Here is a 10,265-nt window from a genome sequence, read left to right as displayed (position 1 = left end):
TTTATAAAGTTGATGTTTCAATCCCAACCTAATCCAATTGCGAGGCACAAGGGAGTTCGTTCAACTGGAAAGGAACGGAGTTTCAATCCCAACCTAATCCAATTGCGAGTAAAACGGTTCCTTTTGGAGGGTTACCAATATTGATGTTTCAATCCCAACCTAATCCAATTGCGAGTGTACGTGAAGAGTGAATCCTTTCCCGATAAACCCAGTTTCAATCCCAACCTAATCCAATTGCGAGAACCGCACCGAATCCTGGTACGCGCCCGCCACCGGAGTTTCAATCCCAACCTAATCCAATTGCGAGTGAGTTTGTTTTGGAGGCGCAGCAATTGCACTTCCACGTTTCAATCCCAACCTAATCCAATTGCGAGGGATCGGGAGTGGTCTCCCGATCGGATGATGGTGTGTTTCAATCCCAACCTAATCCAATTGCGAGGATGTCTCGATCAGCCGGGAAAAGCAGCTCATTGGCGTTTCAATCCCAACCTAATCCAATTGCGAGCAAAGCGGATACCTACGTCACCTTTAATTCAGATGTAGGTTTCAATCCCAACCTAATCCAATTGCGAGTTTGTTGAAGCCCATCGAGATGATTCACCGGATAAAGTTTCAATCCCAACCTAATCCAATTGCGAGTTTACGATTTCGCGCATTTGATTAAACTCCTGCTGCGTTTCAATCCCAACCTAATCCAATTGCGAGAGTAAAAACCCGCAACATAAAGGGCATCTCTACCCGGTTTCAATCCCAACCTAATCCAATTGCGAGAGGGCACCTCATCCAGGTACACCACAAAGGGATTGTGTTTCAATCCCAACCTAATCCAATTGCGAGAGTTGTGTTGGTGACGGTAGGCTTCGTTGCCAAACAGTTTCAATCCCAACCTAATCCAATTGCGAGACCGAAAGTGTAATTGCCAACAACCTTGTGAAACGTGTTTCAATCCCAACCTAATCCAATTGCGAGACAGCTAAAAAGCCTTAAAGGAATGATTGTGCTGTCGTTTCAATCCCAACCTAATCCAATTGCGAGGGCAATAGCTGGCGCTCGGGTACTTCCCACCAGCTTGTTTCAATCCCAACCTAATCCAATTGCGAGTGTCTTTAGTTTAGAAATCAACTTTGCAGCATTGTGTTTCAATCCCAACCTAATCCAATTGCGAGACCCCGCAGCTATAAGAATGTGATCAGCTTTATCAAGTTTCAATCCCAACCTAATCCAATTGCGAGTTCCTAACCCCCATGCGAATGGCAATGTGGTAAATGGTTTCAATCCCAACCTAATCCAATTGCGAGTACGGAAAAAACTGTACAGCAAAGTGCTGGACCGTAGTTTCAATCCCAACCTAATCCAATTGCGAGGGGTACTATCCACGCCCTTCTATCCATTGCCCCAAAGTTTCAATCCCAACCTAATCCAATTGCGAGTTCATCTTCAGTATCGTAATAGTTCCAATTCTCCTGTTTCAATCCCAACCTAATCCAATTGCGAGCCGTCACAAAAATATACATTATTCCTTAACAACCAAATAAATATCCAAATGTCAAAGAGCATTTTGGGGCATCAAAAATCGTCGATGTACAATAAGTGGATTTTACCGGGGGATCGACGACTTTTTGTAATGACCTGCCATGAGAAGGAGTAAATATTTGATTTTGAGACTATAAAAAATTGTCGGTGCTCATTCTTTCGAGTCCAATCACCTCTTTATCCAGCCAACGGGCGTCGCGGCTTTTAAAAAGGATGAGGCTATCTTCGTCTTTTTCCATGATTTTTTGGGCTTCGACGACAAGCTCCTGCAATTTCACCGGGGTGATTTCGCCCTCGAAGACCGAGTTCTGAATCCAATTTAAGTAACGGCGGCACAATTTCAGCATTTTGCTCACCCTTTTTTCATTGACATCGTAAACGGCGATTACATACATAGGAATGGAGTTGAAAAGTTGAAAAGTTGAGGAGTTGAGAAGTTGAGGCTACCGCAGCGACTTAGACGCGATCTTGTCCAAGTCGCTGCGGTAGCCTTAACTCCTCAACCTCTCAACTCCTCAACACATAGTTACCACCACATCTTAAAAGGTTTGTACTCCCCATCGCCCAGCAGGTGTTTGGTGAGTTTGTAACATTCGAGGCGGATGAGGTGTTTGTAGCTCACTTTTTTGTTGAGGCTGCGGTGTTGGATGGTTTCATTCATGCGTTCGTCCCAGTGTTTGGCGAAGGTGCGGGCACCTGTTTCTTTGAGCAGGCATTTATTGAGTTCCCAGCGAAAATCTTTGTCTTGGATCACTTTTTTGTTGAGCAGGGTGAAAATCAGTCGGTCTACCAAGACGGGTTTGAAGATTTCGGCCAAATCCAGCGCCAGGGAATAGCGCCGATAGCCGGGTTCGTGCAAAAAGCTGATGGTGGGATTGAGCTGGGTGTGGTAAATTTGTTTGAGGCACTGGGTATAACAAAGCATGTTTCCGTAGGATATCATGGCATTGACCTCGTTTTTGGGTGGCCTTTTGCTGCGCCCGTCCATGTCGAAATCGAGCAGGATTTCGTCAAATGCCTGGTAGTAGTTTTGGCGGATATTGCCTTCGATTCCCATCAATTCACTGCTGGTTTTGGCTTCCTCCAGTTTTTGCCGCAAATCTTCGATGGCCGCAATTTGCAGCCCCAAGTCCCGCTCGCGATTGCCGTAATAGCGCAGTACCCGCAACATGTTGGCAGCAGCGCCTTCCAGCAGGCTGCGGGCAATGGGCATGCGCCGTTTGGCCTCGGTATAGGCGCGGGTTTGGGCAATTTGCACCTTGCCCGCCAGCAGGTAATCCCGAGGCATGAAGGAGCCTGTGTAGTGTTCGTAGTAGTTGAAAAAATGTACACAAATGCCTTCCTGCCCCAGGAAGTTGAGCAAAGCGGAGTTGACATCCAGCGCACCAAAGATGTACAATTCCTCCACCGACTCAACGGGCAAATGCCGGGGTTGGCCTTCCACGCCCTGTTCGTCCACCGGGGTGAATTTTAGGGTGTTGTCCTTGCGCGAGAGGCGACCGGGGTTGAATAGGTAATAGGGTTTTTTCATGGAATGTACTTAATTTTTCGTTCCTTAGTTTTATGCCAATTTCCAACCGCGGAGCGGTTAAATTTTGAATAGCCCCGGTCGTCCGGGGTGAAAATCGTACCGCGTGTTTAGCAACCGCGGCAGCGGTTGAACGGATGGGATTGCTGTGTTCAACCGCTGCCGCGGTTGTGAAACATACCCGTATTCGCCAAATCCCCGGACGACCGGGGCTATTCAAAATTCAATCGCTCCGCGATTAGATAGCTAGCTCATCAAAGGACGTTTTTTGATCAAAATTCAGCAGACTGGTGTTTCAATCCTCGTCGGTCACGTAGCAATAATCATAATAAGAGCAGTTCTTACAAATGCTTTTATTGATCACTGGCGGGCATTCTTCCTGGGCCAAAATCTGTTCGATGTCGCTCAGCCAGCCTTCAATGAGGGGAATGTCCTGCTCGGGGTCAAATTCCAGTTGATGCCGCTGCCGCAAGGTGGGATACTCGATGATGCCCCGTGCTCCCTCAATGCCATTGCGGTGCAATACGTACAGGTAATAGCGCACCTGGGCGAGGTGCGCTTGCTCCATTTTGTCGCTCTTTTTGGTTTCGTGTACGGTGTTGGTCTTGGCGTCGTAGTAGTCGATTTTGATGCCGTCAAGCTCGAGTTGGGTGTTTTTGGCCGCCCGTTCGGGGTAGGTGCTTTCGCCAATGAGTTTGCCTTCGTAGACTACGTCGGAGGTGTGCTCCATGCGGATGCCGTGGTGATGGAGGTACATTTTACGCTTGCAAGTGTGGAAGTATGCAACGATGGTGGCTGTAAAAAGCATTCATTTTAGGTTTAAAGCTGATTATCATTCAATTCCAGCATCGATAATTCCAGATATTTTAGCAAGCCTAGTTCCTGATCGTAGGGTTTCTTCAACAACCAAACCGGGATGTCAATCTGTCCTGTATTTTTTTCCACAAATAACCTTTCTGATATTAGGGTTCCATCTTTTCGCCAACGTTGGAATTCATTTTTCCGAATCCCCACTTTAAGCATGTCTGCATGGATGAAATCAAATCGATTGATCCTTTGCTGATATTCTGCTTTTAACTCGATAGGAAGCACTTTTACCCCATCGAATTGATCGTAAAAATCCTGTTCACTCTTTTTGTCTTCATTAAAAGGTACCAGTACATGTTGAATGGAATACCTCAGGCTATCCGCTACCTGATTGAATGCCTGCTGTTCTTTTTCAGAAAACCCCGGATAGACGAAGTCTATTTTGTGCTGCAAGCCTAATTCATCTACAACGCCATCATTTTCGGCTTCTATTTCGCGTAGCGCTGCTAAGGTTCGTTCACATACATCGGTAGGATAAATGAAGCGGTCTTTGTCGTTGCGCTGTTCAAAGACAAAACAGGGGCAAGGAGATTTTTTAGTGGCTCGATTCACCCGCCCAAAGCGTTGCAACAAAGCATCCAAAGGAGCAATTTCAGTGTAAATGACGTCGTAATCTATATCCAAACTAACCTCTATTGCTTGAGTGCCCACCAACAAATCGGGCAATTGATCACTTTTTAACTTTGCTTCTTTGGCTGCCCGATCTTCTCCATTGAAAGCACTATGGAGAAGCAGAGAGTTAAGCCCAGCTTGGGATACAGTTTGGTATATATCCTGTGCCCTTTGGACAGTATTGCACACCACCAGTACTTTTTTACCAGCAGTTACATCATTACTGATCAAAGGTAGCGAATCAACGATTTCGCCACCTAGAACCCTAACTTGATGCCGTTTAAATTTTTGGTACAATTCAGTAGAAGCGGCAAGAACACTGGGCTCTCCGATGGTTTTGGCAATCAATTCCTTCAAAAAGGAGGGTAGGGTAGCGGTCATTACAAAAGCCTTTACCCCACATTTGCTGATGCTGTATTCCAAGAGCACCATGATTTGAGCCAAAACACTCGGATCATAGGCGTGGATTTCATCAAAGATAAAGTAGGCTCCAGTCCATTCAAATATTCCTTTTTCGTACCCCTTTAAACCAAAAACATGTTTGATCAACTGAAAGGGAGTCACTACTCTGAAAGGAGTCATCATTTCGCGGAACTGCTTTTTGATGACGGGGATTTGCGCTTTGATTTTTTTTGTGTCCCCTCCAAATTCTTCAAAAAGTTCGCGGTACAATACTGCATCAAGGTTGCCGTGCAACATACCAACCATTGGACTTAGCTCCAGTTCTGGATTGCCAAGCCTTTTCCACATAGCATTAATTGAGGCGGTGAAAGGCAAAATGTAAAACACCATCCCTCGGCCATGCTCCTGCATTTGTTTGCGTGTCCAGAGCAGAGCTGTCTCTGTTTTACCCGACCCAGTTGGAGCGGTGAGGATGGCTGAACCAAGGATTTGCGCGGCCTTGGTTTGATGTGCATAAGGGCTGCTCAGTTTTTGATCCAAAAAACCGAAATGACTTGGATCAATGATCTGCAAATCTTTTTTGCGGATGAATGCGGAGGCCAGATGATCACAATGTTTTAGGGCTCCTGTGAGCATCAGAAGTGGATGAGCAAGAGGGACATTGCGCTCATGCATTTGTTTTTTGTATTGTAAAAAAATGCGTTTAGGGTCGTTCACTTTGTAAGAACCTATTGAAAAACCGTACTGCTTAAGTAATTCCAGCACGGCAATGCTGTCTACCGATTTGAACTGTTCGGCAAAATCGCCTTCATCATATAAGTCGGTACAGTGCTGTAACAACTTATTGAAGGGTTTGTGGTGCCCAGCTACCAATTTTTCGATCATGTTGAGGTGCTCGGCAGGAATTTGTAAACCAGACACAAAAGGCAACGAAAAAAGTTCGTGCCGCTGTCGTTCCCATCGCTGCTTCCGATGATGCAACAGCACTTTTTGAAATTCAGCATGGGCCTTGCCCAAATCATGGAAGACGATTGTGGTATGCAATAGCTCCCAAAATTCAGGCAAGGCGGCAATCTGTTCAACTTGTGGAAATGCCTCCAGTAGATAAGCTTTGATTTCTAGCAAATCGTCATTGTGTTCGGCTAGGGTCAGTGGCCGGGTATTGTCCTCATTGCTAGATTTGGCTAAGATGACTGACGACATAATCCTGGAGTTTGAAATGGTGGAAATAAATGTCTACTCCATCCTTTTGTAAACTGTTGTCGCGAAAAGCAGAGATTTTAGTCGCTAAATCAAAGTTGTTGAATCGAATGACGGAATAGGGCTCAGTACCAATGTTTTGCCGAGGAAAAGTATTGGTAAAGTACTTCGGCAGTGCCTGAATCACTCCAGGTAAATAGTTGCCTTTTAAGGGAACAATTTGACCTCTGATTTTATTGGCTTTTTCCATTTCAACTAATTCAACTTCTGAAATTTGCTCCACAGTTGCTAAATCGCTGGATCTCCCCAACAACAAGGGATAGACAGGTGTGCGGAAATAATCAACGATCTTCCGGTTGCTGCAATAGAGTGAAAGCCTGGTTTCAAACAGAAACTCCCGTTGAATCACATTTGACTTCGCGGAGTTACTGCCTTGGCCTTTTTTCCCGGCTTCAATCATATAGATGGTTTCCAGGTCAACCTCTTTGGCTGCAAACTCAAAGTAATAGCCAATCTCCAACGCTTCGTGTTCGAGGTATTGGCCCGCTGCTGCATTGATCAGCCCCAAAACTGTGCTCAATGGTGGGACTTCCAGAGTGGGTTGTAGCCCACTAATCAGATTGGGGTACCGAAAACTAGCCGTCCAGGAGCTGATGTCCAAGCGGTAAGTTTTCATGGAATCTGACTTTTGACTTGAGCAACGTACTTGTCGATGCTTTCGTTGATGGAACCAAGCTCTACCACATCAGGATATTGGCTTTTCAGCACTTCCAACTTTTGGACATCATCGCTGCCCAAAAAACCACTGCGGTGGCCAATGAACACCTTGCCTTGGATTTGTGCTTTGAAATCGCGGATGATTTCTTCTATGCCGTCTACATTCAGCTCGAAAACTTGATCACTAATTCCTTTTGAAGTAGCAATGTGTGAAAAGGGGTGATTGCCCGAGTTGGTCGTAGCCAAGATTACGAACTTAGGCGTAACATCAGCCATATTGTTGGTCTGCATCGCGCCTCCACTCAAGAATTTTAGCGCAGCCAAAGTATCCTCAATCCGTTGAATTCGAATCGCTTTGTCCAGCCTTACCAACTGATGTGCTTCGCCTTTTGCACTAGGTAAGTGTGGATCGGCTATTTCGCTCGAACCTGCTTGGGCAAGTGCTTCTTCACGGAGTTTAGCGGATAAATTTTTAAAACCTGTTTTATTGTAGGAGGCAAAAGTGCCGACAGCTTCCAAATCCAGTGAGAACATGCCTTTCATGATCGCGCTGTATTCCTGCTTGGTGTAAGGAACTGCGTCCCCTTCATGGCGGGACATACTCGACCAGTTTTCTTCTACTTGTACAGATGTAACAGATACGATAGCTGAGTTTTTAAGCGGAGAAGCTCGGGTGACGGTGACATCCTCTTTCTTTTCTTTGCCTTTTTCATCTACCACTACCTCTTTGGCCGCTTTCATGTATCCAAATACATCATCATCGGCAAATTGGATAGGGTTGGCGGCAGTAAACGCTACTTTGGTTTCTCTAGTGATGGGCGAAAGATCCCAATTGAAAGTTTTTTGCAGGGTATTACGCCACCAGTAGCGCCAGGCTTGGCCAGAAACATAAGTGTAGTTGCGGCCGTTTTTGCGAATACGTTTGGTCGCTACACCGTTCTCGGCGTCGGTTGAATTGGATTTTCCAGCATTGTTGAGTGCAACAACGTCTACATCAATGAGGATAAAGCCTTGTGTCTTTAAGTTTTTCATTGTTGATGAATAATTGATGATTAGTTGAATTGATGTTCTTCCTCTTTTAACTCTTCTTCGCCTTCTAACTCTATAGGGATGTTTTTCTCGCAGAGTTTTTCATACAAGGCAATCAGTAACAGGTCTTTGATTTCCAAGCCATAAGCACCCTCTGGGAAAAGTTCTTCTACAAATTCTTCCAAAGTAATGAGCGGACGTGCAGGCTTTTTTTCCTGATAATGGTCGCCGATCGTTTGGATTAAAAAGCGCTTGAGTTGCGAAACATTGGCTACTTCCAACCGCAGTCGATTCAAGCGACGTTTGATTTTGTCCTCATCCTCAATGAGGTAATCCGCAATTTGGCGGATTTTGTCCAAGGTTGTTTTTTTCATGTTGTGAAGTTGAGTTTGGTATAATTCTACAATTGGCCAGATGTTGAATGCCTCTTGCTGGTGGTATTTGTTAATCCCCCATTTCAAGAAGTCTTTTAAGATGTTTTGACCTTGTAAAAGTTTAGTGTAAATGATGTTGAACCAGATGCGGTATTCAGTGTAACCAAAGTGCTGTGTTTCTTTTTTTACTTCCAACTCGTATTGTTCAGTAGTGCTATTGTAGGTTGCACCGCGATTTTTTGAATTGCGGTAAAAATCGCGGACAAAATTTTGCCAGGCATTGCGGTAACTGATCTTCATTACTTTGCGGTAGAAGGCAAAAAGTCTTTCCGAAAAGCAATAAAGATTGATTTCTGGAGAAGCTCCAAAATTGGTGAAGTGGTACAAGTGAATTTCAACAGGTTCATCTTCGTCAACTACTACTTGTACAGACCCTATGCACTTACTGGCAAAATCAAATAAGGCATTGGCAGGGTTGGTGAATTCGGATTTGAGTACTCCTTTGCCTTGTAGTTGACCCAGCTCACGGATGTTCGAGGTGAAAATTTCTTGAACAAAAAGCTGCTCGACCTTTTCGTTGTTGCTGCCCAAGATAGCTATGTTTTTACCAAGCTGTAGGGCACCCAAGGGGACAAAGAACATCCGAATAATGACTTCTTTGGCTACTTTTAGCCCTTCTTGGAAACCGTGATGAAAATTGATGAATGTGCCAGAGCCAGCCAGGATGTGATTATCTCGTCCGGTGCTAAAGAGCTTGGTGGGCTGCCCAAGAATCCGACAATAACCTTGTTCAAAAGGCTCTTCGTTGGAGAGTAACCTTCGAAAATAGGCCATTGACTCTTCTTTTTTTCGTTCGCCTACGAATGCAGGCTGGGTTATTTTGGAGTTGAGAAAAAAGGCATTGATGCTGCCGCCCCAATTCCGAACATAGATATCGGTTACCTCCTCAATCAATTGAAGAATGTTTTTGTCCGGGCTTTTCTCTTGTAGCAATTGGAAAATATGTGCTCCAGTATCGGCAAATGGATCACCTGTTCTTTGGGTGAGGTATTCCAGATTGTAATCTATTGTTGCCATATTGTTAGGTTTAGCAATTTATCAATTCGATTTAATTTGTATTTCTTAGAGGTCTAGTAAGCTCCACCCCTCCAAACCCCATCGCATTTTTCTCTCCAACTCCGGCCAACAACGCCAACTTCAACAACTCCGGCGAGCCATACAACCTGAACCGATACTTGTACCCCCGTACCCGGGTATACTGCGGCGTACCCGCCATCAGGTCAATTTTTTTCTCTTTGGCCTCGTTGGAGAGCAATTCAAAGTGGGCACCACCTGAGTTGCCTGCAATCAGTCCAGCCGTTTGGGCGGCGGCGAATTTGCGTTCCAGGTTGCCGATGATCTGGGCGGGGTAGGCTTCGTCAAAGGGGCGCAGGTATTCGCGGCTCAGTTTGCCTTCGGGGGTGTTGATCACGGTGCTCACCACCACGGGTGATACGGTAAACAAGTCGATGCTTTCCCCCAGCGGTGGGAGCATGTCCATTTGAATAGAGCGGATGACGAATTTGGAACCGGATACCTTGTCGCCCAGGAAAAAAGCCCCGGCCTCTTTGAATAGGCCCATTACCATAACCTGGGCGGCATGTTCGGCCAGAAAGTGGATCGAAAAGCTGACTTCGGGGTGCAGCAGGATCAGGCGGTCGCGCTCGATGAGGTGTTTGACGGTGCGCAACTCGCTGAAGGAATAAAACTTGTAGCGCCGATTGCCTTCTACGTAGCCTTCCTGGTGTAGGAGTTGGGCAAGAACAGGGTCACCGTATTCCAAAACCCGGTAAATCCAGGCAGAGAGTGGATACTGGTAATTGATGGGCAGTACAGCGTTCTTTTCTAATGCTTGTAGGGTCAGTGTGAATTTCATGTGTATGCGGTTTTGGGTTTACAATACTTTTACGAATACGTAAGAAAAAGGTTACAAACTCCCTCGCTTTTTACAACAACAAAATTAG

The 10,265-nt window shown here is 45.5% G+C and carries 8 protein-coding genes and 1 CRISPR repeat array; all 8 genes read right to left on the bottom strand.

The features are described from left to right. Window positions 1–14: 14 nt before the first annotated feature. A CRISPR array of direct repeats spans window positions 15–1,495; the repeat unit is 30 nt; unit sequence GTTTCAATCCCAACCTAATCCAATTGCGAG. Window positions 1,496–1,664: 169 nt separating this feature from the next. The 8 genes from cas2 to cas6 all read right to left on the bottom strand — a co-directional run bounded on the left by cas2 (window position 1,665) and on the right by cas6 (window position 10,177). Continuing rightward, the gene (gene cas2 / locus SFV55_RS03140; RefSeq protein WP_320028002.1) at window positions 1,665–1,928 is read right to left on the bottom strand and encodes a CRISPR-associated endonuclease Cas2; all 264 of its coding nucleotides are present in this window, start codon (window positions 1,926–1,928) and stop codon (window positions 1,665–1,667) included. 131 nt (window positions 1,929–2,059) lie between these two features. Continuing rightward, window positions 2,060–3,064 (bottom strand): type I-B CRISPR-associated endonuclease Cas1b, encoded by a 1,005-nt coding sequence (cas1b, locus tag SFV55_RS03135; RefSeq protein WP_320028001.1) that lies wholly within the window; start codon window positions 3,062–3,064, stop codon window positions 2,060–2,062. A 292-nt stretch (window positions 3,065–3,356) separates the two neighbouring features. Then, entirely contained in the window at window positions 3,357–3,869 is a 513-nt protein-coding gene (locus tag SFV55_RS03130; protein WP_320028000.1) for a CRISPR-associated protein Cas4, read from the bottom strand. Between the two features lie 11 nt (window positions 3,870–3,880). Then, complete coding sequence (gene cas3 / locus SFV55_RS03125) at window positions 3,881–6,145, bottom strand: CRISPR-associated helicase Cas3' (protein WP_320027999.1); 2,265 nt, start codon at window positions 6,143–6,145, stop codon at window positions 3,881–3,883. Continuing rightward, window positions 6,117–6,818, bottom strand: coding sequence for a type I-B CRISPR-associated protein Cas5b (gene cas5b / locus SFV55_RS03120; protein ID WP_320027998.1), 702 nt, complete (start codon window positions 6,816–6,818; stop codon window positions 6,117–6,119). The genes cas3 and cas5b overlap by 29 nt, the downstream gene beginning before the upstream one ends. Next, window positions 6,815–7,891, bottom strand: a complete 1,077-nt coding sequence (cas7i, locus tag SFV55_RS03115) for a type I-B CRISPR-associated protein Cas7/Cst2/DevR (protein WP_320027997.1) — start codon at window positions 7,889–7,891, stop codon at window positions 6,815–6,817. Before cas7i ends, cas5b begins: the two co-directional genes overlap by 4 nt. A 20-nt stretch (window positions 7,892–7,911) precedes the next feature. Continuing rightward, on the bottom strand, window positions 7,912–9,339 hold the full coding sequence (locus tag SFV55_RS03110) for a hypothetical protein (protein ID WP_320027996.1): 1,428 nt from the start codon (window positions 9,337–9,339) through the stop codon (window positions 7,912–7,914). A gap of 31 nt (window positions 9,340–9,370) precedes the next feature. Next, window positions 9,371–10,177 (bottom strand): CRISPR-associated endoribonuclease Cas6, encoded by an 807-nt coding sequence (gene cas6, locus SFV55_RS03105; protein ID WP_320027995.1) that lies wholly within the window; start codon window positions 10,175–10,177, stop codon window positions 9,371–9,373. Window positions 10,178–10,265 lie beyond the last annotated feature (88 nt).

The organism is Haliscomenobacter sp. (genome assembly GCF_033763495.1).
Taxonomy (GTDB): domain Bacteria; phylum Bacteroidota; class Bacteroidia; order Chitinophagales; family Saprospiraceae; genus Haliscomenobacter.
The sequence above is the reverse complement of the archived record's forward strand: the minus strand, read 5'-3'. Positions and strand labels throughout refer to the sequence as shown.

Bases quoted from the DNA above. Each gene is read 5' to 3' on its own strand.
- cas1b (WP_320028001.1), bottom strand. From the start codon at position 3,064: ATGAAAAAACCCTATTACCTATTCAACCCCGGTCGCCTCTCGCGCAAG.
- cas6 (WP_320027995.1), bottom strand. From the start codon at position 10,177: ATGAAATTCACACTGACCCTACAAGCATTAGAAAAGAACGCTGTACTG.
- cas5b (WP_320027998.1), bottom strand. From the start codon at position 6,818: ATGAAAACTTACCGCTTGGACATCAGCTCCTGGACGGCTAGTTTTCGG.
- SFV55_RS03130 (WP_320028000.1), bottom strand. From the start codon at position 3,869: ATGCTTTTTACAGCCACCATCGTTGCATACTTCCACACTTGCAAGCGT.
- cas7i (WP_320027997.1), bottom strand. From the start codon at position 7,891: ATGAAAAACTTAAAGACACAAGGCTTTATCCTCATTGATGTAGACGTT.
- cas2 (WP_320028002.1), bottom strand. From the start codon at position 1,928: ATGTATGTAATCGCCGTTTACGATGTCAATGAAAAAAGGGTGAGCAAA.
- SFV55_RS03110 (WP_320027996.1), bottom strand. From the start codon at position 9,339: ATGGCAACAATAGATTACAATCTGGAATACCTCACCCAAAGAACAGGT.
- cas3 (WP_320027999.1), bottom strand. From the start codon at position 6,145: ATGTCGTCAGTCATCTTAGCCAAATCTAGCAATGAGGACAATACCCGG.